The 25,719-nt window shown below is 64.9% G+C and carries 21 protein-coding genes; 9 read left to right on the forward strand and 12 right to left on the reverse strand.

Going from position 1 to position 25,719, the window contains the following annotated elements:
- Positions 1-49: 49 nt before the first annotated feature.
- From PSEMO_RS05225 to tssB, 10 genes are all read right to left on the reverse strand, one after another.
- Complete coding sequence (locus PSEMO_RS05225) at positions 50-568, reverse strand: Hcp family type VI secretion system effector (protein WP_075802077.1); 519 nt, start codon at positions 566-568, stop codon at positions 50-52.
- A 103-nt stretch (positions 569-671) separates the two neighbouring features.
- Positions 672-1,445, reverse strand: a complete 774-nt coding sequence (gene icmH / locus PSEMO_RS05230) for a type IVB secretion system protein IcmH/DotU (protein WP_075802078.1) — start codon at positions 1,443-1,445, stop codon at positions 672-674.
- Position 1,446: 1 nt separating this feature from the next.
- Positions 1,447-2,784, reverse strand: a complete 1,338-nt coding sequence (gene tssK / locus PSEMO_RS05235) for a type VI secretion system baseplate subunit TssK (RefSeq protein ID WP_075802079.1) — start codon at positions 2,782-2,784, stop codon at positions 1,447-1,449.
- Complete coding sequence (gene tssJ / locus PSEMO_RS05240; RefSeq protein WP_075802080.1) at positions 2,781-3,788, reverse strand: type VI secretion system lipoprotein TssJ; 1,008 nt, start codon at positions 3,786-3,788, stop codon at positions 2,781-2,783. The genes tssK and tssJ overlap by 4 nt, the downstream gene beginning before the upstream one ends.
- Positions 3,788-5,119: a type VI secretion system-associated FHA domain protein TagH gene (gene tagH, locus PSEMO_RS05245; protein ID WP_075802081.1), complete on the reverse strand. Its 1,332-nt coding sequence runs from the start codon at positions 5,117-5,119 to the stop codon at positions 3,788-3,790. The genes tssJ and tagH overlap by 1 nt, the downstream gene beginning before the upstream one ends.
- Positions 5,116-6,135 carry a type VI secretion system baseplate subunit TssG gene (gene tssG, locus PSEMO_RS05250; RefSeq protein WP_075802082.1) on the reverse strand — a complete coding sequence of 340 codons (1,020 nt, stop codon included), beginning with the start codon at positions 6,133-6,135 and terminating at the stop codon, positions 5,116-5,118. Before tssG ends, tagH begins: the two co-directional genes overlap by 4 nt.
- The gene (gene tssF / locus PSEMO_RS05255) at positions 6,099-7,865 is read right to left on the reverse strand and encodes a type VI secretion system baseplate subunit TssF (RefSeq protein WP_075802083.1); all 1,767 of its coding nucleotides are present in this window, start codon (positions 7,863-7,865) and stop codon (positions 6,099-6,101) included. The genes tssG and tssF overlap by 37 nt, the downstream gene beginning before the upstream one ends.
- A gap of 25 nt (positions 7,866-7,890) precedes the next feature.
- Positions 7,891-8,331: a type VI secretion system baseplate subunit TssE gene (gene tssE, locus PSEMO_RS05260; RefSeq protein WP_081430202.1), complete on the reverse strand. Its 441-nt coding sequence runs from the start codon at positions 8,329-8,331 to the stop codon at positions 7,891-7,893.
- A gap of 2 nt (positions 8,332-8,333) precedes the next feature.
- Positions 8,334-9,815, reverse strand: a complete 1,482-nt coding sequence (tssC, locus tag PSEMO_RS05265; RefSeq protein WP_086937204.1) for a type VI secretion system contractile sheath large subunit — start codon at positions 9,813-9,815, stop codon at positions 8,334-8,336.
- A gap of 57 nt (positions 9,816-9,872) precedes the next feature.
- Positions 9,873-10,376 (reverse strand): type VI secretion system contractile sheath small subunit, encoded by a 504-nt coding sequence (gene tssB / locus PSEMO_RS05270; protein WP_075802086.1) that lies wholly within the window; start codon positions 10,374-10,376, stop codon positions 9,873-9,875.
- A gap of 494 nt (positions 10,377-10,870) precedes the next feature.
- On the opposite strand from tssB, the gene tssH reads away from it, so the two are divergent.
- Genes tssH through tssM form a run of 4 tightly spaced genes read left to right on the forward strand, consistent with a single transcriptional unit; the run spans position 10,871 to position 19,163 of the window.
- On the forward strand, positions 10,871-13,435 hold the full coding sequence (tssH, locus tag PSEMO_RS05275) for a type VI secretion system ATPase TssH (RefSeq protein ID WP_075802087.1): 2,565 nt from the start codon (positions 10,871-10,873) through the stop codon (positions 13,433-13,435).
- A gap of 13 nt (positions 13,436-13,448) precedes the next feature.
- Positions 13,449-14,120 (forward strand): type VI secretion system-associated protein VasI, encoded by a 672-nt coding sequence (gene vasI, locus PSEMO_RS05280; protein ID WP_081430203.1) that lies wholly within the window; start codon positions 13,449-13,451, stop codon positions 14,118-14,120.
- Positions 14,117-15,541 carry a type VI secretion system protein TssA gene (gene tssA, locus PSEMO_RS05285; RefSeq protein WP_081430204.1) on the forward strand — a complete coding sequence of 475 codons (1,425 nt, stop codon included), beginning with the start codon at positions 14,117-14,119 and terminating at the stop codon, positions 15,539-15,541. Before vasI ends, tssA begins: the two co-directional genes overlap by 4 nt.
- Before the next feature lie 13 nt (positions 15,542-15,554).
- Positions 15,555-19,163, forward strand: coding sequence for a type VI secretion system membrane subunit TssM (gene tssM / locus PSEMO_RS05290; RefSeq protein ID WP_075802089.1), 3,609 nt, complete (start codon positions 15,555-15,557; stop codon positions 19,161-19,163).
- Between the two features lie 6 nt (positions 19,164-19,169).
- Here the strand turns inward: tssM and PSEMO_RS05295 are convergent, their stop codons facing one another.
- Positions 19,170-20,117, reverse strand: coding sequence for a GlxA family transcriptional regulator (locus PSEMO_RS05295; RefSeq protein ID WP_075802090.1), 948 nt, complete (start codon positions 20,115-20,117; stop codon positions 19,170-19,172).
- A 170-nt stretch (positions 20,118-20,287) separates the two neighbouring features.
- On the opposite strand from PSEMO_RS05295, the gene choX reads away from it, so the two are divergent.
- The 5 genes from choX (at position 20,288) to PSEMO_RS05320 (ending at position 24,272) form a co-directional block, all read left to right on the forward strand.
- A complete protein-coding gene (gene choX, locus PSEMO_RS05300) occupies positions 20,288-21,229 on the forward strand; it encodes a choline ABC transporter substrate-binding protein (protein WP_075802091.1) in 942 nt (313 codons plus the stop codon).
- A 169-nt stretch (positions 21,230-21,398) separates the two neighbouring features.
- Positions 21,399-22,283 (forward strand): BKACE family enzyme, encoded by an 885-nt coding sequence (locus tag PSEMO_RS05305; RefSeq protein WP_075802092.1) that lies wholly within the window; start codon positions 21,399-21,401, stop codon positions 22,281-22,283.
- 19 nt (positions 22,284-22,302) lie between these two features.
- Positions 22,303-23,268, forward strand: a complete 966-nt coding sequence (locus PSEMO_RS05310; protein WP_075802093.1) for an L-carnitine dehydrogenase — start codon at positions 22,303-22,305, stop codon at positions 23,266-23,268.
- Between the two features lie 13 nt (positions 23,269-23,281).
- On the forward strand, positions 23,282-23,752 hold the full coding sequence (locus PSEMO_RS05315) for a thioesterase family protein (protein WP_075802094.1): 471 nt from the start codon (positions 23,282-23,284) through the stop codon (positions 23,750-23,752).
- 259 nt (positions 23,753-24,011) lie between these two features.
- On the forward strand, positions 24,012-24,272 hold the full coding sequence (locus PSEMO_RS05320) for a hypothetical protein (RefSeq protein ID WP_075802095.1): 261 nt from the start codon (positions 24,012-24,014) through the stop codon (positions 24,270-24,272).
- A 105-nt stretch (positions 24,273-24,377) separates the two neighbouring features.
- Here the strand turns inward: PSEMO_RS05320 and PSEMO_RS05325 are convergent, their stop codons facing one another.
- On the reverse strand, positions 24,378-25,481 hold the full coding sequence (locus PSEMO_RS05325; protein WP_075802096.1) for a choline metabolism transcriptional regulator GbdR: 1,104 nt from the start codon (positions 25,479-25,481) through the stop codon (positions 24,378-24,380).
- Positions 25,482-25,719: the final 238 nt, after the last annotated feature.

Genomic DNA, 25,719 nt, shown 5'->3' on the forward strand with positions numbered 1-25,719 from the left:
GAGGGAGAGACCGGCGCACTGCGGCGCCGGTCGTCGAGGTAGCTGGAGATCAGGACTCCTTGGGAGCACGCCAATCGTCCGACCCTTCGGTACGGGCGATGTCATGGATCCAGGAGATCTTGCGGTAGGCCATGGCGACCTTGATCAACTGGCTGTGCTTGGCGCTGTCCTCGTCCTGGGCATGTGGCAACACGGTATTGATATTGACGATGGTCGCGTCTTCGAGCCGGGTCGTGAAAAAGTGCTCCTGAAGACCGTCGACGGAAGGGCGATACCACTTCACCTCCACCTCCGTGAGCGTCTCCCCATCGGACAGGGCCTGATACAGCAGAGGCGTGGCCTTGTTCAGCGTCGAGGTGAAGGTAAACGGCCCGTGTACGCGCTTGCCCACAGGCTGGCCACTCTGCGGATCTGTCGGCGTGTTGATCTCATGCTCGATTTCCTGAACCAGAATCTGGTCCTCGTGCCCCTCCTGGTAGATGTTGCCTACCGAGTCGGGCGTGAATGCATCCTTGGTGATATGGCCTTGGGTTTTGGCCTTGATGCAGATAAATGCAGGCGTTGACATGCTTGGCTTCCTTGTTTCATTGGGTTGAGGCCTTGTGGGCCCGTGGTGCCATCACCGATGGCAATGGATTCGAAGCTAGCGCTGCTTCAGGTTCGTGAGCCGCTCAGGGTTTGAGGATGAGCTCCAGGGACTCGAGCAGCTCTTGCGTGGTGTTGCCGAGGCTGATGGAGAAGCCCAGATAGGCGCCGAGCAGGACCACACCGGCAATGGCCCAGGGCGTCCACAGCGGCCATTGCCGGGCCAGTCGATAGCGCCGCGATGCCACGTGCTCCGGCCCTCCGGCCAGGCGCTCGGGCGTGTCGCCGCGCTGCGCGCGCAGCACCCGATGCAACTTGCCGATGATTCCGTTGAGGGTTTCCCGGTTGTTGTGCTGCGCGCCGTACTTGCCCTGGAAGCCCAGGCACAGGCACAGGTACTTGAACTCCAGCACGTCGCGGTAGCGCTCCGGGTCCATCTGCATGCGCGCAAGGACGGTGAAGAACTTCTCGCCACCCCAGGTTTCGTTGTGGTGGTAGCTGAGCAGGGAACGTTGAGACCAGTTCGTGGCGCTCGACCACGGCCTGGCCAGCACCGCCTCGTCGACAAAGGTGCACAAGGCATAGCGGTAAGCCAGCTGCGTGACGGGGTCATAGCCCTGCTGACGCACTTCTTCGCAGAGCGTGGTGATGTGGTCGCGAACCCTGATATAGAACTGATTTACATCGGCAACGCCATCAAGCTGGCGCACGTGCATGACCAAGCCGAGCAGCGGCTGGGCTACATCTATCAAGGGGTTGAGGCTGTGGCCGCGCAGCTGGAATTGCAGGTCGGGGTCGTCGTCGATCTTGCCCGTCGACAGGTGATCCTGTTGCTGCTGCTCGCTGATAGAGGTACTCATCTCACTGACTCCTGATAGCCCAGAACTGCAACTGCAACTCCGGGAAGTCGCCGCTGATATGGAAGCCGAAGCTCTTCGCGCCCTTGGGCATCAAGGTTGGCCAGTTGGCCGCGGTGCGATCGAGCTGGAAGTAGGTGAAGCCGGCATGGAACGGCAGGTGCCGCGGTGCCACGGGTAGCGGGCTGAGGGGGATGCCCGGCAGTTGCAGGCGGATCAGCTCGGGCAGTTTTTCCTGGGAGGCCACCTTGGCCTGCTGCAGGAACAGGTGACGCATCCTTTCCAGCGGCATGCGGGCATTCACGGCGAGGATGAAGTCGGCATCGCCCATCAGGCTGTCGTCGGTGACCTGCGCGGTGAGCATGCCGTGCGGCTGCCGCACCAGCGGGAGAGACACGGCGCGCAGTTGCAGCACGGTGCCAAGCAGCCGGCGCAGGGTCTGCTCCAGCATGAGGAAGGTGTTTTTCGGGCTGTCGTGCTGGTACGCGGGGAACTCCGGCGCGAGGCGCGATTCATCGATGCAGGTGGCCAGCTCGCCACTCGCCTGGCCACAGGCCAGGTAGGCATCCAGCGGCCGCACATCCGGATCCCGGGCCAGGTGGCGGAACTGGTGCTGCCAGCGGTTGAGCGCCTGCAGCAGACTGAAGTCGGTGAAGTCGGCGACCCCCGACTGCCCTGGCGAACCGATGCGCTGGGCGATGCTCTTGGCCCGCTCATGCATCAGCGAGGAAATTTCCTCCATGAAGTGCGCCAGCGGGCGAATGGCGTGGAGGTACAGGCCGGTGATGTAGAAGCCGGTATCCATGAGCAGCCTGCCATCCGGCTGCAGGTCGAGGATGCATCCCAGTGCCAGGCTGGTGAAGGCGCTGCGGTCGGCGCGCTCCAGGGCCAGTTGCAGGTTCGGCACGGCCAGGTCCAACGGCGTGTGGTCACCCTGGTAGCTGTGGGTATCGCGGACCTCCTCCGAACGCAGCAGATAGCGGGCATCATCCTGGCTGTCCGGCCAGCGCACCTGCCCGCTGCCGTCCGAGCGTAGCGGCAGGGTGAGGTAGACGGTCTGGTTGGCCGCGCTGGCATCGGGAATGGCCAGCGGAGCCGGTGGCGGCTGGTCATGGGGAATATCGAACGGCGTGCCGTCCGGCATGATGCCGCGGGCACGAACGATGGCGATCTTGCCGAAGGCGAGGAACTCCTGGTTCAGCTCCAGCTCGCTGAAGCCAAACCCGTAGCGGCTGCCGCTGCGGGCGTTGATGCAGTGCTCCAGGTAGCGGTTGGCCTGCTGGAAGTGCTGGGGCTTGACGAAGAGGCCTTCGCCCCAGACGACGGGATTACGGGTGGTCATCGGTAGGATCTCGCAGGGTTGCGGACGCCGGCAGGGGCAGGCGCGGGTCGGTAGCTTTCATCGGTGATCGCGACGCGGCTGCCCTGCAGCATCACCATGAGCGGGTACTTGCGGCCCCGCGATTCGATGCGGAACACGTCATGCCAGCGTTCGGCATTGGGGTCGTGGAAGTCGGCAACCACGGCGACGTAGCGGGTGTCCTCGTCGACCTCGGCGAACTCGATGAACTTGAACTGGCCGGGCACGAGGATGTAGTCGTCGGAGGCCAGCAGCGTGCTGCCCAGGGCCTTTTCAGGCGCGGTGCGAAGCTGCTCGGGGTCGGCGTTCTCGAGCATGGAGTCGTCCTTCAACTGCAGGACGCGAAAGCCGACGGGTGTCGCGTTGACCGGCATGCCCCGCGCCTCGACGGCCTGTGCCAGGGCCGGGCCCTGGCCGTACTGGCCAAGATCCAGGTCGCCCCGGGCTTGCTCTTCACTGGAAGGCGCCGCTAGTCCCTGGCGCAACAACCAGTTCGAGGGCTGTGGCCAGCGTGATGCGCTGCTGTCGGTGAGCAGCGTCTCGGGCTGTGACTTGCCGAGGGTCATCGCAGGGGCGTGCTCATCGACGACCAGGCCCGGAATGGCCAGGCGCTGGCGGACGGCAAGTGCCCCGGCGACGTTGTTTCGTTGGTTCTCGAAATGCTCCGTCAAGGCCCGCAGGTGCCCGATCAGTTCGTCCTTGCTGGCGCTGCGCAGATTGACCGCGAACGGCCCTCGCTCCTGCATGTCCAGTGGCGCTGCAAGCATGTCTTCGTCAGCGGCAGGCGACGCCAGGCTGAGCGGGTTGGGATTGACGTCCGGGCTGGCGTACAGGCTCAAGGCAACCTGCGAAAGCTGCTCATGGGCGGCCCCGACCTGGATGGAAGGATTCATCAGCACCTGGCCGCTCTTGGTCAGCACGTTGCCCACGGTGCTGCAACCGCCAAGCGTGCCAGCGACCAGCAGGAGCGCAATGGCCGGTCTCATCATGCCTCCGCGCGCAAAGCCTGGTCGAAGGCTTGCTCGAAGACTTCCCAGAACAGCTTGTCGAAACCTTGCTGCCGGCCGGACTTCAATTCCTCGTAATAGTGGCCGTACATGTGCCAGGCCCAGTCAGCCGTCGCCGCCTGCCCGCCCCGCGCCGGGCGATAGCGCTGGAAGCGCTGCTCCAGCTGTTCGGGGGAGAACGCCTGGAGCAACGCGGCCAGCCCTGCGCTGATGGCCTGGTGCATGGCAATTTGCTGACGGCGGAGCTGCTCCAGCGACTCTTCCACCGCTGCCGAGGGTGACAGGTGGACAACGCTGCGCTCGGCAGCGAACAGTGCCCGCACGGTGTCCGGGTAGCTCTGCCCGAGGCGCAGCGGGTTGTCCTCGATGGGCTGCAGCGTGCGCCCGGCCAGGGAAATGCGCTGCCGGTCATCGGTTGCCGGGGCATTCAGCGCAGCAAGGCCGCGAATCAGCGCACCGAGGGTACGCCCCGCCTCGTTGAGCAGGGCATAGGCGTCGAGCTCGTCGACCGTTCCGACGCTTGCGCCGATACCGTCCACCAAGGGTTCGACCAGGCCTGCGGGCTGTGTCTGGCCGGAGAACTGACGTTGAATCCAGTCCTGGGCGGCGGGGTGGTGGCTGTCCTGCTCCGACATGAAAGTCTCTCCTGGGGCGTGCTTGGGGATGCCGTAGACGGCTTCGGACCGGGTCGTAGCGACGTCGGCCTGGGCGGCCATCGGCGTATGCCCGTAGTGATGGGAATCGAGGCTGTCCGCCGCGCCGCCGCTGGCAGCGTCGAGCGCTTCGAGGGGATCGAGCAGGCCGCCAGGTCCAGGGCGCGCGCCGAGTGCCTGGAACCCGGCCTGGCCCGGTGGCTGATGCGGTTCGCCATCGGACGCCTGCGGCGCGGCCTCCGGAAGCGCGGTCATGAAGTCGCCGGACACCTGGCCAAGGCCGGCACCCTGGCTGTCGGGATCGTCCGTCTCGCCCAGGTCCTGCCCCAGGTGCACGGAGATCCGGTACAAGCCGATATGCAGCTTGTCGCCGTCGCTCAATTGGCCGTAGGCGCCAGTGCCAAGCGCTTGGGTCTGGTCGTTGACACGGGTCTCGCCACAGCAGTCGATGATCAGAAACCCACCGTCCTGATAGCGGACCTCGCAGTGCCGGGGTTCGACCCTGCCGAGGCGGTCGGAGAGCGTCCATTTGGCATGCTGCGATCCGATGCTGCCGCCCTTGGCGTCGAACAAATGCCGGGGCGTGCTGCCCTGCTGGAGCTCCTGGGGGTTGTCCACTACCAGCAACAGGTGTCGATTGGCGTTATCCAGAGTCATGTGCGTACCGTGAGTCGAACGGGAGGAGGCGTGCGCCGTTGCGGCTGTTCGAGGAAGCTGGTCCAGCCCAGCTGGCAACCGCTGTCGCGCCCGAGATTGAAGGCGGGAACTTCGTTGGCCCGCAGCCGCAACTCGAGGTCGCAAGGGGTCTGGTCGCGCAGCAGGTAGGCGATCAGCATGCGCAGCCGTTCGAAGTTCTCGCCCCTGGGCAGGAACTCGCGAAAGCGCGCCTGCGACAGGTCGGAAATGACCAGAGTGAACTTGCAGTGCCGCGTGCGGACGCTGGCGCCGACGCGAAAGCTGTCGCCCAGGCAGCCATTGCGCCGCCCAAGCCGGGTTCGGGCGGGCGCTTCGATATCGGTGTTGCGCAGTTCGAAATCGCGGAGGCTGACCGCCTGCAGATCGAAGCAGTGGGCGACAAGCCCGGCGACCATGTCCGGCGACCGGCTGCGGTGCACCACGGCACCGGCGAAACTGAGCAGGCGGCTCCAGGCAATCGGGGTGGCGCCGCGAATGGCCTGGTCCTTGAGCCCGACCAGGGCGAACAGGCGTTGCGAAAGCCGATCGCTCGCCCCCGGACGGAAGCGGATGTAATGCCGGTACTTGCGCCAGGCCTGGTGCAACAGGGTGAGCAAGCGGTGGTTGAAGAAGTCGAAGAACGCCGGACGGATGCCTTCGCCCTGCCCCGCCTCGTAGGCCAGGCGTTCGAGGTAGTACGACGGCAGTGGTGAGTCGGGACCGTGCATGCCGAGGAAGGTCGCCTGCACGAGGTACTGGTGCGGCAGGGCACCTTCGAGACGCCGGGCCAGGGCAACGTCCGAAGCGGGAAACCCGACACCGGCGAAGTTGCTCAGGCAAATGCGCTGGCGCTCCGCCGCATAGGCATCGGCAGATTCCAGGTCGTCGTCATGCAGTCCATGCAGGCGCTCGACCAGGCAGAAGAAGTCGTACTCCCTGGCGGCATCGAGCAGGCGCCCGCTCAGATCAGGGGCTGCGTGCCGCTGCGTATCGGCCATGCGTAATGCTCCTGATTCTTGAGGTTGATGGCTTCCAGTACATGGAAGGAGGAAATGCTGGCGTAGACGGAAAGGAAGTGGCTCAACACCGTGCCGAAGAGGTACAGGTCGCCCTCGCAGGAGAATCCGTCCTGGTCGAGCTTGATCAGGGTGCGCAAGCCACGGATGGGCAGCGCCTTGAACATCCGGTCGATGGGCGCGGTCTGCACGTCCTGCAGGGCGCCCAGGCGCATCTGCGTGGCGCGGGAGCGCTGCAGGTCATGGTGGGCAGCGAAGTCGTACGCGCGGATAACGGCCTTCAAGGGCTCGGCCGAGAGCAGCGACAGGTAGGTGGGTGACAGGTTGGAGATCAGCGTCCACAGCAGGTCGCCCTCCAGCACGGGCCGATACGAGGGGGTCGGCACGGTCAGGTTGCGGCACTCGACGAAGGTCGGGATATCCCCGGTGCGTACGCAGATGTCGCCTGCTGCCAATGCCTGCGGCAGGTCGCGGTTGCTGCAGGTCAGCGAGAAGGAGACGGTTTCCTCCCGCCCGATGTAGTGCTTCTCATCGCTGCGCACAAATGAAACCCGGTGCTCGATACCGGGGTTCAGCAGCGATTGGGCGATGCGGGTGCGGTAGTAGAGAACGGTTCGCCCCCGCTCGAAGTCGATCTGGTGGCGCAGCGACTCGAACGGCTGGTAAGTCCGCAGCCAGGCACCCGGTTGATCGGAAGCCTCGCTTTTCCAGCCGTCGACGTGATCGATGCTGAAGATCTCGTAGGCATCGGGACGCTGGCCCGCCGGGCGCACACGATGAGCAAGGGTCTTGCCGGTCAGCCTGACCGGTTCGGCATCATGCTCGAAGAGATTGACCGCGGGCGCGCAGTACAAGGCCATGTCCCCGGTTTGTATGCGGATGTCGGCGGGCATGGGCCGGGTGAAGCGAAACTCCAGGCGAATGCGCTGCGTGCTGCTGGCAGGCCACAAGGCACGCAGCCCGGTGAGCCCGAAGAAGAAGTAGCGCCGGGGAAAGAGAAAGTATTCCTGCAGGATGCGGTAGCCATCCAGGGCGTTCTGCGGGTAAGGCAGCAAGGCCTCGTCCGGGCTGAATCCGGGAAACACGATCTGGCTGGCAGGAATGTGCCTGACCAGGCCATCGCACTCCATGCGCACCTGGTCCAGGTAGCAGGACAGCCACAGGTACAAGGTCCTGGCGCAGTAGTCGCTGCCGCTCAGGTAGAAATCCAGGCGGTCGCAATCATAGGTAGTGGGCGGGTTCTCGCTCAGGGTGGCGAGGTCCACCCGCACCGTCGATTTTTCCAGGGAATGTACGTCGCTGATCTCGCTGATCTGCAGCGGATAGACATCGACGTGGGAACAGGTGCGGAACTGGCACGCTACGCCGTCGACCTCAAGAGCGCCAACGCGGGTGCCCCTGGCGATACGCTGGCGCACGGTGACCGACCGGTCCACCGGCGCAAACTGCAGGATGGTGGCACTCGGCAACGGCCGCAGATAATTCGGCCACAACAGCTGCAGCAACGAATGAGTCAGCTCGGGAAAGTCATCCTCGATCTTCAGCCGCAGCCTGGCCGTCAGGAAGGCGAAGCCCTCCAGCAGCCGCTCGACATCCGGATCGCTGGCCTCCTCCCCGAGGAACCTGGCCAGTTGCGGGTTGTTGCGCGAAAACACGCGCCCGAGCCGGCGCAGATAATCCAGCTCGTCGCGAAACTTGCTCTTCAATGACATCCAGCAGCCTCCCTGACCGTGGTCTTCACAACACCTGGATTCGTTGTTGCCGCTGATGAACCAGCAGGTCGATCTCTACCTGCTCGGCCGCCTCCACCAGCGGGATCTGGCAATGCAGGCGAAAGCACAGGCCCTGCGGCTGTTCGGCAGCGGCCAGCGGGCGCACCTCCAGGACCCGGACCCGCGGCTCGTAGCGGGCGATCATTTCGCTGATGTCCTGGCAGATCCGGTTCCTCAGCTCCAACTGGCCGTTGCCCGCATCGTTCATGTCGGGCAAACCCAGCTCGGGGCAGCTCTGCGAGCCACCCCGACGGGCATTGAGCAAGTGCTCGAGGTTGTGCTTGATCGCCAGGATCCGTTCGGCGGCCTGCGCCTGGCGGTTGTACAGGCGCCGCGGAGGCCGGTCCGGTTCCAGCCGCTGGAACAGGCTGGCCGGAGCCGAGGCGGACGATCCCTTGGGGTTCACCGTCATTCCTTGTCGAGCCGGCCGACCAGCGACAGCTCGAAGTTGGCGCCCATGTACTTGAAGTGCGGGCGGACCGACAGCGACACCTGGTACCAACCGGGATTGCCCTCGACATCGCTGACCACGATCTGCGCCGCACGCAGGGGCCGGCGGCTGCGGACATCGGAGGAAGGGCTTTCCTGGTCGGCAACGTACTGGCGGATCCAGTTGTTGAGCTCGCGCTCCAGGTCCGGACGCTCCTTCCAACTGCCGATCTGCTCGCGCTGGAGAACCTTCAGGTAATGGGCCAGGCGGTTGATGATCATCATGTAGGGCAGTTGCGTGCCCAGCATGTAGTTGGTCTGCGCGGCCTGGCCTTCAGGGGTCTTGGCGAAGACCTTGGGGCGCTGCACCGAGTTGGCCGAGAAGAACGCCGCGTTGTCGCTGCCCTTGCGCATGGTCAGCGGGATGAAGCCTTCGCTCGACAGTTCGAACTCACGCCGGTCAGAGACCAGGACTTCGGTGGGGATCTTGGCCTGGAGCTGGCCAAGGGACTCGTACAGGTGCACGGGCAGGTCATCGACGGTGCCACCCGACTGCGGGCCGATGATGTTCGGGCACCAGCGGTAGCGGGCGAAGCTGTCGACGATGCGGCTCGCCAGGGCGAACGAGGTGTTGCCCCAGAGATAGTTGTCGTGATCGCCGTCGATGGTCTCGCGGTAGTCGAAGCTGCGCACCGGGTTTTCCAGCGGATCGAAGGGCTCGCGCAACAGGAAGCGCGGCATGCTCAGGCCGAGGTAGCGAGAATCCTCGGAATCGCGCAGGGCGCGCCATTTGGTGAAGCGCGGACCGTCGAAGATGTCCTTCACTTCCTTGAGGTTGGCCAGCTCCTGGAACGATTCCAGGTTGAGCATTTCCGGACCCGCAGCACCGAGGAATGGCGCGTGCGCCATGGCGCCGACGGAGGCCACGTAGCCGAGCAGCTTGATGTCGGGAGCCGACGGGCCGAAGGTGTAGTTGCTGACCATGCAGCCCACCGGCGAACCACCGAACTGGCCGTAGCCTGCGGTGTAGACGTGACGGTAGAGGCCGCTGCGGGTGATGTCGCTGGCGCTTTCGAAGTCGTCCAGCAGCTCGGTCTTGGTTACATGCAGCAGGTCGATCTGGGTGTTTTCACGGAAGTCGGTGCGATCGACGAGGAACTTGAGCCCCCGCCAGCTCGATTCCAGCGCCTGGAATCCCGGGTTGTGCAGGACGACGTCCATCTGCTTGCCGATCCGCGCATCGATCTGCGCCAGCATCTGGTCGACCAGTTGCTTGTTGATGGGCTGCTGCCGGTCGGAAGACTTGAGCATCTCGGCGATGAAGGCCGCCACGCCGCGCTCGGCAATGGCATAGCCCTCCTGGCTGGGCTCGATTCGCGTGCGGGCAAGGATCTGGGCCAGCAGGCCACCTTCCGGAAGGGCGTCTTGTTGTTCTACGGCCGCGGAGTGCGCGTTTGTCATGCTCATGTCCTTTGAAACCTGAATGGATGAATGTCTCGCCTTGGCAGGCGCAGCCGGTCAGCCGACGCTTTCGCCCAGCACGGCCTCCAGCTCCCTGGCGAGCTGGCCGCGCGCCGCCTCGTCACCGAGCATCGCCTGCAGTTGCTTGCGGAATTCCGGGACATTGCCCAAGGGACCCTTGAGGGCGACCAGCGCCTCGCGCAGTTCGAGCAGCTTGTTGAGTTCGGGGATCTGGCGAGCGATGGCATCGGGACCGAAGTCATCGATGGAGCGGAACCTCAGATCGACATCCAGGGTGTCGTCCGCGCCCCCTGACAGGGTGTTGGGGAGGCTTTCCTTGAAGCCGATACCGCGCTCGGCCATGACATCGTTGAAATTGTCCTTGTCGATGCGGACGGGGATGCGGTCTTCGAGCGCAATGTCTTCCTCACGCCCGATGAAGTCCCCCGCTACCAGCAACCGCAGGGGCAGTTCGACCTCCTCCTGCTCGCCGTTGGTGGCAGGAACGTAAGTGATATTGATGCGTTCCTTCGGAGCAACAGAACCTCTTTTATTCGCCATCAGGCACTTCTCCTTTGGAAGTCCGCTTTACTTGTTCCTGGTTCGCAGCAGCAGCCCTATTAAAGGCGCAATTAAATCCACAGGATCAGCGAACTCATCCAGTTACATAAAGTTTCAAAAACAACTGACTCGGCCGTCCACTTTCGAACTGACACCGCAAGAAATTTGCCGGGGCTGGCGCACCAGCCCACTGGCGCCGCCAAGACTAAAACGCGGACCGAATGCAGAAAAATAGGAATTTTCCTAAGAGCTTGAAGGAAGATTCCTTAATCTCTCGAAGTTTGAATTGAGGGAATTTTCCAGAAAACCATCAGAAGTTTCCTATATACGAGCAGCCGCTTTTTATGCTTTCTTCAGAGCCTGTTGTGCACCGAGTTTTCGGCAGCACAACCTCAACTAAACCGGGCGCCGCAAGAGGCACCAGACAGTCCCTCGATAATGGACTTGCGCGCAACAGGGAAGTAATTCCTGCTTATAAAAGGTGAATTCCAACAATGATCACGGTCGATCCGGCTGCGTTAGTAGAACGTCTGAGTCCCTGTTGCCGACAGGCACTGGAGGAGGCAGGCAACCTGTGTATCAGCCAGGGTGGCGCAGAGGTGACCGTCGTGCATCTGCTGACGGCGTTCCTCGAACAGCCCGCTTGCGACGTCCGCGTCACGCTCGGCAATGCTGGCATTGCCGTCGAGGCCGTGCGGCAGGCCCTGTCCAGCGGGTTCGAAGACCGCTATGCCGGTCACAGCCAGTACCCCGCTTTCTCACCGCTGCTCATCGAGGCCTTGCAGGACGCCTGGCTGCTCAGTTCGGTCGAACTGGAACAGGCGCAGATCCGCAGCGGCGCGGTTTTCCTTGCCACCTTGCTCAATCCGGCACGCTACCTGCCGCTGGCAGCGATCCGCCTGCTCGATGAGGTCAACCGCGAGGCCTTGCGCAAACGCTTCGCGGCGCTGCTGGCGGCGTCGTCGGAAGCCCTGCAAGCGGCACCTGAAGCGGCCCCCCTGCCAGGCCTGTCCAGCGAAGACAGCGCGCTGGCCCGGTTCGGCCACGACTTCACCGCCCAGGCCCGGGCAGGCCGCCTGGACCCTGTGCTGTGTCGCGATGCCGAGATGGACCTGATGGTCGATATCCTCGCCCGTCGGCGTAAGAACAACCCTATCGTGGTGGGCGATGCCGGGGTCGGCAAAAGCGCGGTGGTCGAGGGCCTGGCCCTGCGTATCGTGCAGGGCCGCGTGCCCAAGGCGCTGCTTAAGGTCGAACTCTGGGGCCTGGACCTCGGCGCCCTGCAGGCCGGCGCCTCGGTGAAGGGCGAGTTCGAGAAGCGCCTGAAGGCGGTCATCGACGAGATCAAGGGCGCTACCCGTCCGATCATCCTGTTCATCGACGAAGCCCATACCCTGATCGGTGCCGGCAACAGCGCCGGCGGCAGCGATGCGGCCAACCTGCTGAAACCGGCGCTGGCCCGGGGCGAACTGCGCACCATCGCGGCCACCACCTGGTCGGAGTACAAGAAATACTTCGAAAAGGATCCCGCCCTGGCCCGCCGCTTCCAGCTGGTCAGGCTGGAGGAGCCATCTCCCGAGCAGGCCGTGCACATCCTGCGCGGCCTGTGTCCGGTCTACGAGGCGACGCACCAGGTGTTCATCGGCGACGATGCGCTGCAGGCTGCCGCCACCCTGTCGGACCGCTACCTGTGCGGACGCCAACTGCCGGACAAGGCCATCGACGTACTCGATACCGCCTGCGCCCGGGTCGCCTCGGCCCTGGACGAACCGCCGCGCCGGCTTGGCGCGCTGGAGAACCAGTTGCGCCAGATCGACGCCGAGTCCGCGCAATTGATACGCGACGAACGCGCAGGTCGGCAGGTCGTACCGGGGCAACTGGACGCACTGGCCGCGAAGCGCAAGACCCTCGAATTCGAGATCGAGCAACTCGGTCAGAAATGGTCACAACAGAAAGCCCTGGTGGACGACATCGTCGCACTGCGTGCCAGCAGCGAGGACTCACCCTGGCTGCTGGCAGACAAGGTCGGACAGCTGGCCGCGCTCCAGCGCGAAGGCGCCCTGATCCACGCCGATGTCGGCGCGCAGCAGATCGCCCAGGTCATCGCCGACTGGACGGGGATTCCCGCCACCACCATCAACAGCGACCAGATGGCCCGCGTAGAGCGCTTGCCGACTGACCTGAAGCAGCGGATCAAAGGCCAGGACGCCGCCCTGGACATCCTCTACCGGCGCCTGCTCACCGCACTGGCGGACCTGCGCCGTCCAGGTACGCCCATGGGCGCCTTCCTGCTGGCAGGCCCCAGCGGGGTCGGCAAGACCGAGACGGCCCTGGCGGTGGCCGACTCGCTGTTCGGCGGCGAACGCTTCCTCACCACCATCAACATGTCCGAGTACCAGGAGAAGTTCACCGTCTCCCGCCTGCTGGGCGCGCCACCCGGCTATGTGGGCTACGGCGAGGGCGGCGTGCTCACCGAAGCCATCCGCAAGCAGCCGTATTCGGTGGTACTGCTCGACGAGGTGGAGAAAGCCCACCCGGATGTGCTCGACCTGTTCTACCAGGCGTTCGACAAAGGCGAGCTGAACGATGGCGAGGGCCGCCGCATCGACTGCCGCAACGTACTGTTCTTCCTCACCTCCAACCTGGGCTTCGACCAGGATGACGAGGCGCTACGGGACCTGGATGGCGATGCGCTGCGCCAGCGCCTCGCGGCGTTTTTCAAGCCGGCGCTGCTGGCACGCATGCAGATCGTGCCGTATCGCTACCTGAACGAGGAGGTGCTCGACGAAATCATCGACACCCGCCTGCAGCGCTTGCAGGAGCAGCTCGAACAGCGCCACCAGGCCACCCTGACCATCACCGACAGTGCCCGCAACGAGCTGCAGGCGCGTTGCGCACGGCATCGCAATGGCGCACGCATGCTCGATGCAATCATCGACGGCGACTTCCTCCCGCCGCTGTCGCTGGCCGTGTTGCAAAGCCAGTCTCGCGGTGAACGGTTCCAGCGTGCCGAACTGGACTGGAACGACGATGGCGCCTTCACGGCGACATTGGCCTGAGCCCGGAGGACGCATGACACTACTGCGACTGACACTGCTGACGGCCGTCTTGCTGGCTGGCTGCGACAGCAAGGAATCCGCCACCGCGGCGACCTACGACTGCACCCGGATCACCTCCGCACTCGAGCGTCTTGCCTGCTTCGATGCTGCGGCCGGAACCCCACCCAGCGCGCCCTCCACCCCTGCGCCAGCAACCGAGCCCGAGGTCAGGGTGCCTGCCATCAGGCTTCTGGTCGAAGCCAACGAAGCAGGACGCCAGCCCGAGGAAACCGGCTCGAGGATTACCCGCAGCGCGGACGTCCTGCCGGGGCAGGACAAGGTCGTGATTACCGTCCCGGCGCTGGCCGGTACCGCGCCTGACACCTACCTGGCAATCAGCTGCCTGTCGAACATTTCCCGGCTGCAACTACTGAGCGCCGAGCCCTTGCCGGTGAACCACGTCGACATCCGGCTGCTGCTGGACGGCCGCCCGGTAACACCCAACCGCACCTGGCAGGTACTGGAAGACGGCACGGTCAGCGATGCGGGCCGTGGCCTGGTGGCCATCGAGCAGTTGCGCCAGCTGACCCGTCCAGGCGAACGACTGCAGATCGAAAGCGATCACCCCGGGTTCGATGGCGTCACCTTCGATGCCCGGGCCCTGGCCGGGCAGATGTTCAGGCAACGGGAGGCCTGTCACTGGTGAAGCAACTTCCCCCACTGGACCTCAAGGCGCTGCTGACGCCGCTGCACGAAAGCCAGCCCGCAGGCGCCTTCGATGCTGAAAACCCGCTGTTCCAGGACATCGACCACGAGATGGTCAAACTGGGTGGCCTGCAGGAGCGCACCATCGACTGGGAGTTCGTCGATCTCAGCGCACGACGCTACCTGAACGAACACTGCAAGCACTTCCGCATCGCCGGCCATCTGATGACGGCCCACCTGCGCACCCACAGCTGGCGCGGCTGGGCCGATGTCGCGGGCATCCTCGCCGGCATGGTGGAAAAGTACTGGGAAACCGGTCACCCCAAGCCGGGGCCCACCGGCTACATGGGCAAACGCCGCCTGGTCGGGAATTACCTGGAGCGACTGGGCGACGCGCTGCCCGGACTGGAACGCAAGGGGTACGCCGAGGACTTCTACAAGGCGGCCCAACAGGCACTCGATAGCCTCCAGGCCAGTGCCGCGCTGGCCGGGCTGAACGTGGCGGACCTGAGCCGGCTGGAAGGCAAGCTGCGCCAGTACAGCGAAGCCGGTAACGGACCGGAGGTGGCCGGGCACAGCGCCAGCCTGCCCACGGGCAACGACGCGCTGGCCGAGACCTTCTTCGCGCCCCCGCAACCCCAGCCAGGCAATGAACGGGAAAACCGTCGCTCGCTGCTCACGGCCGCAGAACTCATCAACCAGCAAGACCTGTACGACCCGACCGGCTACCTGCTGCGCCGCTTCGCCCTGTGGACCCACCTGCTCCAGGCCCCCTCGGCGCGAAGCGACAACCGCACGGAACTGATGGCCGCCCCCGTGGACCTCGTCGACGGCTATGACAAGGCCCTGGCCAGCAACAACATCAGCCCGACGCTGCTGCAGCGGATCGAGCGCAGCGTGGGCGCCTCCCCGTACTGGCTGCGCGGCAGCTTCCTGTCGGCGGACGTCGCTCGCAGGCTGGACATGCCACGGGTTGCCGAAGCCATACGCCAGGCCAGCGAACGCTTCGTGACCCGGCTGCCGGCCCTGACCACACTGGCCTTCGCCGATGGCCGTCCCTTCGTCGATGACGATACCCAGGCCTGGCTGAGCGGGGCGACACAAAGCACCGGGACCGGTAGCGCACTGGAATACCCGGCCTTGCGCGACGAGCTGAGCCTGCTGCTCGACAGCGCAGGCGTGGAATCGATGCTGCGCAACCTCGAATCAAGCCAGCAGCACAACAACGACCCGCGACACGCCTGCCATGTCATGGCCATCGCCGCCGAACTGCTCGCCTCCCGCGGGCTGAGCTGGCTGGCCGAGGGCCTGTACGCGCGGGCCCGCAGCGTCATGGACAGCACGACCCTTCCCGCCTGGGAGCCAGAGCTCTACGAGTTGCTGATGCGACACACCGCAGCTGGCGAACCACACAAGCATTGAACAGGAGCATCGCATGGAGAACCTCTGGTCCCACCTGCAACGATATGGCCAGCCCGTCCTGCGCTGGCTCAAACCCGGCGCCCCCCTCATGTTTCTGGCGGCGCTGACGCTAGCCATGATCGCCATCTGGTGGCTCGGTCCCAAATGGACCCTGGCCGACTATCGACCGCTTGCAAGCCTGGCTGCACGGGTCCTGGCGACGCTGGTAGTGCTGGTCATTCCGCTGCTGGGCTGGGCGCTTCGACTGCGGCGACGCACCCGGCAGCTGGAGGCGGAGCGCGCGCACGCCGAGGAAGTGCGGGAAGATCGCTGCCTGCGCTACATCGAAGCCCAGGAGCGCGACCTTGACCGCAACCTGGCCCTGCTCCAGGCCAACCTCAAGGGCCGCAATGCCCTGTACCAGATCCCCTGGTACCTGGTGCTGGGACAGGAAAACTCCGGCAAGACCAGCTTCGTCAACCGCTCCAACCAGAGCTTTTCCCTGACCGGCGAGATGAAGGCCGGCAACGCGCGCCACAACGACGATCCGCACCGGCTCTACCCGATCGACTGGTGCATCGGCGACCAGGCGGTACTTATCGACCCTCCTGGTGAAATCATCAGTCAGCCGAGTGCATCGCGCAGGGCACCGCAGTCTGACGGCCAAGGCCCGGTCACGGCCGGCTTGCCGCACGACCTGCACCCGCGCCTGTGGGCCAGCTTCGTCAGCTGGCTGGGTCGCAATCGCAGCCGCCGACCGCTGAACGGCGTGGTCCTGATGGTCAGCCTGGTCACCCTGCTGAACCAGAAGCCCAGTGACCGCAAGACCCTGGCCGTGCTGCTGCGGGCACGGCTGATCGAACTCAGCCGCGAACTGGGCACGCGGCCACCGCTCTATGTGGTGCTCAGCAAGTTCGATCTGCTCGAAGGCTTCGAACCCCTGTTCGCCCGGCTGCCCAGGTCGGCGCGGGAGGACATCCTCGGCTTCAACTTCACCCTGGACTCGCTGCGCGACTACGACGCCTGGCTCGATGAGCTGGGCGCACGCTACGACGCATTCCTCGCCCGCCTGAACGAGCACGTCTTCGACGCCATGGCCGAGGTCGGCGACACCGCGCAGCGGGAAGCCCTGTACTCGCTGGCACGGCAACTCTCCGGCCTGCGTCCGGTGCTGCTGGACTTCCTCACCGATGTGATGGGCAGCGACCGCTTCGTCACCCCTTCCCTGCCACGCGGCGTGTTCTTCTCCTCGGTGTACCAGCAAGGCGTGCTCAACAACGCCTTCGTGGCCTCGGCGGCGCAGGGCTACGGCCTGCGCGAGCCGACCAACAAGATGCACCCCAGCGGGCGGTCCGTCGTCTATTTTGCCCAGCAACTGTTCCAGCGCGTCATCTACCCCGAGGCCGGCCTGGCCGGCGACAACCCGCGGGTCCTGAAACAGAAGAAACACGCCCTGGCCCTGCATTTCGGCGTTGCCTCCCTCGGCAGCGCGCTGATCATCGGCGGTTGGTATCACTACTACACCGTCAATCGCGACAAGGCCTTGAGCGTCATGGAGCGCAGCCGCGACTTCAGCGCCAGCGCCATCGACGGCACGCTCGACCCCAGCGCCGGCAACCTGCTGCAACCGCTGGACCAGATCAGCAATGCCGTCGCCGTCTATGGCAACTACCGCAACGCCTGGCCGGTGCTGGCCAACATGGGCCTGTATCAAGGCCGGGCGATCGGTCCCAAGGTCGACGAAGCCTATCTGTCCCTGCTGTCGCAACGCTTCCTGCCGGCCCTGGCCAGCGGGGTGATGGAGTCGCTGGACGGTTCCGACCTGGACGGCGATGCCCAGTTGGCGGCGCTACGGGTCTACCGGATGATCGAAGACCGCCCCAACCGCCGTGCACCGGTGGTCGAGGAATGGATGGCGGCGTATTGGCAAAGGGCGTTCCCGGGCGAGGACAGCACCCAGCGCGCCTTGATGCGCCATCTGGACTACGCCATGAAATACGTCGACACGCAGTTGCCGCAGTACCAGGAGCGGGTCGCCGTGGTCCAGCGCCAACTGCAGCAGATTCCCCTGCCGGAACGGGTGTACATGACCCTGCGCCAGGAGGCGGGCACGGCGCAGCGGGCGCCGCTGGACCTGCGCAATGAAATCGGCCCGGCGTTCGACATCGTCTACCAGCGCGAAGAGCCCCAGGCCGCCAGCGGGCGTATCGACACCTTGCTGACCGCCAACGGCTACCGCAGCTACTTCGCCCGCCATGGCGACGACCTCACCGAGCTGGCCATGATCGACCAATGGGCGCTGGGCGAGCGCAACGGCATCGACTATTCGCCCGCCGACAAGGCCATCCTCGCCACCCGGATCCAGGCGATCTACAGCCGCGCCTACGTGGACACCTGGCAACGCAGCCTCAGCCAGCTCGAAGTGCGGGACTTCAACGACATCAGCGATGCCGTCGGCCTGCTGGGCAGCGTCACCGGGCCAGCCGCACCACTGCGTCGACTCCTGGAAACGGTGCGCGACAACAGTGAGCTTGCCGTCCGGGCCACGCCCGTCAATCTGGAAGCCGCCGGGGTCGATCTGCTGGACAAGGCCGCCGAGCCGGGCCAGGACACTCCCCAGACCCCGCTGACCCTGGAGATCGCCCGTGCCTTCGCACCGCTGAACCAACTGCTGGAAGACCGCGGCGAGCGGGCGTCCTACCTGGAGGAAACCATGCTGGCGATCGGCAGTGTGCAGGATAAGGTCCGCGTCGTGCACGACAGCCCAGACCGCAGCAAGGCCGCGCTGGCCATGATGGTGGAGCGCTTCTCCCTGAAGGGCCCCGACCCGATCGCCAACCTGCAGAGGATCGCCGCCGGGCTGCCCGAGCCGGTCAACCGCCAGGTCGCCAAGCTGGCCGACGAGTCGTCCCGGGTGATCCTGGTGGAAGCACTGCGCGAACTGGAGCGGCGCTGGGACCACGATGTCCATCGCTTCTACCGCGAGCGCCTGGCCGGGCGCTACCCCTTCAATCCGGCCAGCCGGGAAGAAACCTCGCTGGAGGATTTCACCGCGTTCTTCGGTCCGCAGGGCCGGTTGCAGCGCTTCCGCGAGCAGTACCTCGACCTGTTCCTCGAAGACAACCTCGAAGCGCTCTACTCCGAGCGACTGGGTGGCTACCTGGTGCGGGCGGATGTGCAGGAACGCCTGCAGTCTGCCGAGCGTATCCGCGACGCCTTCTTCAACAGCCGCGGGCTGCTCGGGGTGCAGTTCTACATCGAGCCCCTGGGCCTGGCGCCGAACAAGCGCAGCAGCTCGATCAGCATCGAAGGACAACTGGTTACCTACAACCACGGCCCGACCACCAGCACGGCGCTGATCTGGCCCAACACCCTGGCGCCGAACAACGAAAGCCGCATGAGCCTGGTCAACGCGGCCGGCAGCAGCAGTGGCCTGGTCCATCGCGGGCCCTGGTCGCTCTATCGTCTGCTGAGCCAGGCCAAGCTCAACGGCACCACCAGCACCAGCGTGGACCTCAGCTTCGCCGCGCCGGACGGCGGCATGCGCTATCGCATCAGTACCGACAAGGCCGACAACCCGTTCACCCAGCCGCTGTTCAAGGGCTTTGTCTTGCCGCGGACGCTGTTGCAGGAGGGGTTGTAGAAGTGTTCACCCACCACTGACCGCCCTACGATCCTCCCGCGGACACCGCTGAAACCGCGCCCGATAACTCCGGGTGAAATACGAAGGTGAGTCAAAGCCACAGGCGATGCTCACCTCCAGCACACTCATCTCGGTCTGGCGCAGCAGTTGCCGCGCCTTGTCCAGGCGCAGGCGCAGGTAGAAGCTGCTGGGAGTGTCGTTGAGGTAGAGCCGGAACAGACGCTCCAGCTGCCGCCGGCTGACCTGCACCGACTCAGCCAGATCGAGGGTGTTCAGCGGCGTTTCCGTATTACGCTCCATGGCGCCGATCACCTGCACCAGCTTGCCGTTGCTGATGCCGTAGCGCGAGGCGATCTGCATGCGCTGGTGGTCCTGGCGCGGGCGGATGCGGCCGAGCACGAATTGCTCGGAAACCTGGATCGCCAGCTCGGGACCATGGGCCTGGCCGATAAGGTCGAGCATCAGGTCGATGGATGCGGTACCGCCCGCCGAGGTGATGCGGCGACGGTCCACTTCGAACAGTTCCTGGGTTGCGTCCAGCCGCGGATAGCGCTCCTTGAATGCCTCCAGCGCCTCCCAGTGCAAAGTCACCCGGTGCCCCTCGAGCAATCCCGCTTCAGCCAGCAGCAGCGTGCCGGTATCGATCCCGCCCAATACCACCCCTTCGTGATCCAGCTTGCGCAGCCAGTGCGCCAGCCCTTGGCTGTAACTGTGCAGCGGCTCGAACCCTGCCACCACCAGCAACGTCGCGCCCTTGCCCAGCGGCTCCAACGGGCCATCGGCGTTGACCGACATGCCATTGCTCGCCAGCACCGCCCCGCCATCCAGGCTCAGCACCCGCCAGCGGTACAGCCCGGGGCGAAAGCGGTTGGCCACCCGCAGGGGTTCCAGCGCCGAGATGAAGCCGAGGGCGGAGAAACCGGGCAACAGCAGAAAGTGGAATTCCTGGGGCATGGCGCCGTCTCGCTGAACGGGGAATCAGGGTTAATACTCCGCAGGTCGCCACTGTGCAAGAGCTGGTCGCCAGAGTGCGATTTCACCGGGCCAGCCCCGCGTAACTTGAGCACCACGGCTCGCAGAAGCCGCCCCCCATAACAATTAGAACTGCCGTTGGAGGAGCCACCATGCAATCGATCAGTCGTTCGCTCTTGATGCTTGTCGGTACCGCAATCCTCAGCACCAACGTGATGGCCGCGGAACCGGCCGCCTGCAAGAACGTGCGCCTGGGCGTCGTCAACTGGACCGATGTGATGGCCACCAGCGCCATGACCCAGGTCCTGCTCGACGGCCTCGGCTACCAGACCAAACAGACCAGCGCCTCGCAGCAGATCATCTTCGCCGGCATCCGTGACCAGCGCCTGGACATGTTCCTCGGCTACTGGAACCCGATCATGACCCAGACCATCACCCCCTTCGTCGATGCCGGCCAGGTCAAGGTCCTCGACGCCCCGAGCCTGAACGACGCCCGTGCGACCCTCGCCGTGCCCAAGTACCTGGCTGACAAGGGCCTGAAGACCTTCGCCGATATCCACAAGTTCGAGAAGGAACTGGGCGGCAAGATCTACGGCATCGAGCCGGGCTCCGGGGCCAATACCCAGATCAAGGCGATGATCGCCAAGAACCAGTTCGGCCTGGGCAAGTTCCAGCTGGTGGAGTCCAGCGAGGCCGGCATGCTTGCCGCCGTCGATCGCGCCGTACGGCGCAAGGAAGCGGTGGTGTTCTTCGGCTGGGCGCCGCACCCGATGAACGTCAATGTCGATATGGAATACCTCAGCGGCAGCGAGGACGCCCTCGGCCCGGACGAAGGCCGTGCCACGGTATGGACGGTGACCGCGCCGGACTACGCCAGCCGTTGCCCGAACGTCAGCCGGCTGCTGACCAACCTGACCTTCAGCGCCGAGGACGAGAGCCGCATGATGCAACCGCTGCTGGATCACAAGGACGCGGCGGAATCGGCGCGCCAGTGGCTCAAGGACCATCCCGAGGACAAGGCGCGCTGGCTCGAAGGCGTGACCACCTTCGATGGCAAACCGGCAGCGGACAACCTCAAGCTCACCGCCAACTGATCCACCGCTATCGCTGCGGTGCGGCGATCCGACAAGCCAGCTCCCACAGGGGACTGTGTGCACCGGACCTGTGGGAGCTGGCTTGCCAGCGATGAGGCCCTCCCAGACAACCAAAGAACTCGCGGACACCCCGTGCCGCGCAGCCCCGACACGCCTGAAGGAAACCGCAATGAACCACGACGTCATCATCACCTGCGCCCTCACCGGCGCCGGCGACACCGCCAGCAAGAGCCACTTCGTCCCGGTCACCCCGAAGCAGATCGCCGCCGCCGCCGTGGAAGCGGCCAAGGCCGGCGCCACCGTGGTCCACTGCCATGTCCGTGACCCGGAAACCGGCCGCTTCAGCCGCGACGTCAACCTGTACCGCGAAGTGATGGAGCGCATCCGCGAGTCCGACACCGACGTGATCGTCAACCTCACCGCCGGCATGGGCGGCGACCTGGAGATCGGCCCCGGCGAGATGCCCATGGAGTTCGGCGCCGGCACCGACCTGATCGGCCCGCTGGAACGCCTGGCCCATGTCGAGGCCCTGCTTCCGGAAATCTGCACCCTGGACTGCGGCACCCTCAACTTCGGCGACGGCAACAGCATTTACGTCTCCACCCCGACCCAGTTGCGCGCCGGCGCCAAGCGCATCACCGAGCTGGGGGTGAAGGCCGAGCTGGAGATCTTCGACACCGGCCACCTGTGGTTCGCCAAGCAGATGATCAAGGAAGGCCTGCTCGACGACCCGCTGTTCCAGCTTTGTCTGGGCATCCCGTGGGGCGCCCCGGCGGACACCGCGACCATGAAGGCCATGGTCGACAACCTGCCGGCCAACGTGACCTGGGCCGGCTTCGGCATCGGCCGCATGCAGATGCCGATGGCGGCGCAAGCGGTGTTGCTCGGCGGCAACGTGCGGGTCGGCCTGGAAGACAACCTGTGGCTGGAAAAAGGCGTGCTGGCGAGCAATGGCCAACTGGTGGAACGCGCCGCCGAAATCCTCCATCGCCTTGGCGCCCGGGTCCTGAGCCCTGCCGAAGGCCGCGCAAAAATGAACCTGACCCGTCGCTGATCTTTTCCAGGAGTCCTTCATGAGCTTCATTACCGATATCAAGACCTTCGCCGCCCTGGGCAGCGGTGTGATCGGCAGCGGCTGGGTCGCCCGCGCCCTGGCCAACGGCCTCGACGTGGTGGCCTGGGACCCGGCGCCCGGCGCCGAGGAAGCCCTGCGCAAGCGCATCGCCAATGCCTGGTCGGCCCTGGAGAAACAGGGCCTCAAGCCCGGCGCGTCGCAATCGCGCCTGCGCTTCGTCGCCACTATCGAGGAATGCGTACGGGATGCCGATTTTATCCAGGAAAGCGCACCGGAGCGGCTGGAGCTGAAGCTTGATCTGCACGGCAAGATCAGTGCGGCGGCCAAGCCGAATGCGCTGATCGGCTCAAGCACCTCGGGGCTGTTGCCGAGCGAGTTCTATGAGTCGTCGAAGCATCCGGAGCGCTGCATCGTCGGTCATCCGTTCAACCCGGTGTACCTGCTGCCGCTGGTGGAAATCGTCGGCGGGCGCAACACCGCGCCGGAGGCCATCGAGGCGGCGAAACAGGTCTACTCGTCCCTGGGCATGCAGCCGCTGCATGTGCGCAAGGAAGTCCCCGGATTCATCGCCGACCGCCTGCTCGAAGCGCTGTGGCGCGAGGCCCTGCACCTGGTCAACGACGGCGTGGCGACCACGGGCGAGATCGACGACGCGATCCGCTTTGGCGCTGGTCTGCGCTGGTCGTTCATGGGCACCTTCCTCACCTACACCCTGGCCGGTGGCGATGCCGGCATGCGCCACTTCATGGCCCAGTTCGGCCCGGCCCTGCAACTGCCCTGGACCTACCTGCCGGCACCGGAGCTGACCGAGGAACTGATCGACGCGGTGGTCGACGGTACCAGCGAGCAACGTGGCGAACGCAGCATCGCCTCGCTGGAGCGCTATCGTGATGACTGCCTGCTGGCGGTGCTGGACGCGGTGAAAACCACCAAGGCCCGCCATGGCCTGAACTTCAGCGACTGAACGGAGAACCGCGATGCCTGCGCTGACCACCTACCGGACCCCGGTGCTGCCGGACTGGGTCGACTACAACGGGCATCTGCGCGATGCCTTCTACCTGCTGATCTTCAGCTACGCCACCGACGCGTTCATGGAATGCATCGGGCTGGACGGCGACAACCGCGAGGCCACCGGGCATTCGCTGTTTACCCTGGAGTGTCATCTGAACTACCTGCATGAGGTGAAGCTGGGGACCGAGGTGACGGTACACACCCAGGTGATCGGGCATGACCGCAAGCGCGTGCACCTGTATCACAGCCTGTATCGAGAGGGATTCGGCGAGGCCCTGGCGGCAAGTGAGCAAATGCTGTTGCATGTGGACCTGGCAGGGCCGAAGTCGGCGCCGTTCGAGGGGCAGGTGCTGGAACGGTTGCAGGGGATCGTGGCGGAGCAAAGGGATCTGCCGGTGCCGGAGTTCGTCGGGCGCGTCATCCGTCTGCCCAACTGATCGCAGACAAAAAACTGCCCCGGCAAGCCGTGAAGCAGCCGGAGCAAAGAGCGAGCAACCTACCTGTGCCAGAAGGGTGGTGACCAAACCGCCCTCGACCTGTGCATGGCTCCAGTGTGCACACTCCCGTCCCGCTCGATTTTGCCGAAAACGACCTGTTCATAGGTAAAGCGGCCATCGCGACAATCTGTCCTTGCCCGCTCTGCCGGGCGCTTCCAGAATCGGACCACCACTTCTAAATGCCACAAGGACTACAGCCATGATGCATGCGGACTTGATTGATCAGGAAGACCTGGTAGGCCACCTGCGCGCCCTGGGCTTCGAGACGCCCTCGGGGGTCAGCGCGGAGCAGGCCTGCGAGCATGCGGTACGCGGCTTGAGCGCGCCGCAGGCGAAGGCGCTGAAGGGCATGGTGGAGCAGATGTATACCGGGCGAGCGACCATCCTGCCGGCGGTGCGGCAGGCGATCGAGAAGCAGTTGTTGCCGGCACTGGCCGAGTTCAAAGCCACTCATCAGTGACCTCAAGGGCCTCATCGCTGGCAAGCCAGCTCCCACAGGTTACGCGATCCCTGTGGGAGCTGGCTTGCCAGCGATGAGGCCCTCACATTCACTACAAAGCTGTGATCACAGCCTCACACTGGCAAACGTCGACTCATTGCGCGCCTGGCTCAACGCCGTCATCGGCCCCGCCATCGGCGACAGCACCAGCGCCTGCGGAATCGGCATCATCGCCACCTGCTGCGCGGTATTCGAACCCACACGCTCATCCCGCGGCGGAATGCCGAAGTACTCGCGGTAGCACTTGGAGAAGTGCGGCGTGGAGACGAAACCACACACCGACGCCACTTCAATGATCGACATCGGCGTCTGCTTGAGCAACTGCCGCGCCCGGATCAGGCGCAGCTTCAGGTAGTAGCGCGACGGCGAACAATGCAGGTACTTCTGGAACAGCCGCTCCAGCTGTCGACGCGACACCGAGACATACACCGCCAGCTCGTCCAGGTCGATCGGCTCTTCCAGGTTGGCCTCCATCAGCGCGACGATTTCCTGCAGCTTCGGCTGGTTGGTACCGAGCATGTGCTTGAGCGGCACGCGCTGGTGATCCTGCTCGTTGCGGATACGCTCGTAGACGAACATTTCCGAGATCGCCGCCGACAGCTCGCGGCCATGATCACGGCTGATCAGGTGCAGCATCATGTCCAGCGGCGCAGTGCCACCGGAGCTGGTGAAGCGGTTACGGTCGAGGGTGAACAGGCGGGTGCTCATGCTCACCCGCGGGAAGGCTTCCTGCATCGCCGCCAGGCATTCCCAGTGGACGCTGCAATCGAAGCCGTCGAGCAGCCCGGCGCAAGCCAGCGCCCAACTGCCGGTGCACACCGCGCCAAGGCGGCGCGATTGACGGGCCTGGCTCTGCAGCCAGGTCACATGTTCACGGGTCACGGTACGCTGGATACCGACGCCACCGCAGACGATCACGGTGTCCATCGGTGGCGCCTTGTGCATCGCCGCATCCGGGGTGATCTGCAGCCCGTCACTGGCCCAGACCTGCCCGCCATCCACGCTGAGGGTGTGCCAGCGGTACAGCTCGCGGCCGGACAGCTGGTTGGCCATGCGCAGGGGTTCTACCGCAGAGGCGAGGGAGATAAGGGTAAAGTTGTCCAGCAGCAGGAAGCCGATGGTTTGAGGTGTGCGGGTCTGGGACGGGGTCCCGGAGTTGTACGACGTCATCGCGATCTCTCCTCACACAAAGCAGGTTGCGCCCCAGGCGGTGGGCTCGTTGTTGTTATGGTCCCTGTCGACTCGATTGCAGGGCATGGCTGTTCCTCTCGCAAATGCCGTGCCTGAAATTGAATGGCTATTCAATAAATCCTGAAAGCGACCTCGCGACATGTCTAAAAAGCGGCTTTTATTGACATGAAATCTGCGCGCAAAGGCGCGGGCCAAAGCGTGTCGGAATGTTTCGTGG

The sequence above is a fragment of the Pseudomonas putida genome (assembly GCF_001941965.1).
GTDB lineage: Bacteria > Pseudomonadota > Gammaproteobacteria > Pseudomonadales > Pseudomonadaceae > Aquipseudomonas > Aquipseudomonas putida_L.

Bases quoted from the DNA above. Each gene is read 5' to 3' on its own strand.
- PSEMO_RS05225 (WP_075802077.1), bottom strand. From the start codon at position 568: ATGTCAACGCCTGCATTTATCTGCATCAAGGCCAAAACCCAAGGCCAT.
- icmH (WP_075802078.1), bottom strand. From the start codon at position 1,445: ATGAGTACCTCTATCAGCGAGCAGCAGCAACAGGATCACCTGTCGACG.
- tssK (WP_075802079.1), bottom strand. From the start codon at position 2,784: ATGACCACCCGTAATCCCGTCGTCTGGGGCGAAGGCCTCTTCGTCAAG.
- tssJ (WP_075802080.1), bottom strand. From the start codon at position 3,788: ATGAGACCGGCCATTGCGCTCCTGCTGGTCGCTGGCACGCTTGGCGGT.
- tagH (WP_075802081.1), bottom strand. From the start codon at position 5,119: ATGACTCTGGATAACGCCAATCGACACCTGTTGCTGGTAGTGGACAAC.
- tssG (WP_075802082.1), bottom strand. From the start codon at position 6,135: ATGGCCGATACGCAGCGGCACGCAGCCCCTGATCTGAGCGGGCGCCTG.
- tssF (WP_075802083.1), bottom strand. From the start codon at position 7,865: ATGTCATTGAAGAGCAAGTTTCGCGACGAGCTGGATTATCTGCGCCGG.
- tssC (WP_086937204.1), bottom strand. From the start codon at position 9,815: ATGACAAACGCGCACTCCGCGGCCGTAGAACAACAAGACGCCCTTCCG.
- tssB (WP_075802086.1), bottom strand. From the start codon at position 10,376: ATGGCGAATAAAAGAGGTTCTGTTGCTCCGAAGGAACGCATCAATATC.
- tssH (WP_075802087.1), top strand. From the start codon at position 10,871: ATGATCACGGTCGATCCGGCTGCGTTAGTAGAACGTCTGAGTCCCTGT.
- vasI (WP_081430203.1), top strand. From the start codon at position 13,449: ATGACACTACTGCGACTGACACTGCTGACGGCCGTCTTGCTGGCTGGC.
- tssM (WP_075802089.1), top strand. From the start codon at position 15,555: ATGGAGAACCTCTGGTCCCACCTGCAACGATATGGCCAGCCCGTCCTG.
- PSEMO_RS05295 (WP_075802090.1), bottom strand. From the start codon at position 20,117: ATGCCCCAGGAATTCCACTTTCTGCTGTTGCCCGGTTTCTCCGCCCTC.
- choX (WP_075802091.1), top strand. From the start codon at position 20,288: ATGCAATCGATCAGTCGTTCGCTCTTGATGCTTGTCGGTACCGCAATC.
- PSEMO_RS05305 (WP_075802092.1), top strand. From the start codon at position 21,399: ATGAACCACGACGTCATCATCACCTGCGCCCTCACCGGCGCCGGCGAC.
- PSEMO_RS05310 (WP_075802093.1), top strand. From the start codon at position 22,303: ATGAGCTTCATTACCGATATCAAGACCTTCGCCGCCCTGGGCAGCGGT.
- PSEMO_RS05315 (WP_075802094.1), top strand. From the start codon at position 23,282: ATGCCTGCGCTGACCACCTACCGGACCCCGGTGCTGCCGGACTGGGTC.
- PSEMO_RS05320 (WP_075802095.1), top strand. From the start codon at position 24,012: ATGATGCATGCGGACTTGATTGATCAGGAAGACCTGGTAGGCCACCTG.
- PSEMO_RS05325 (WP_075802096.1), bottom strand. From the start codon at position 25,481: ATGACGTCGTACAACTCCGGGACCCCGTCCCAGACCCGCACACCTCAA.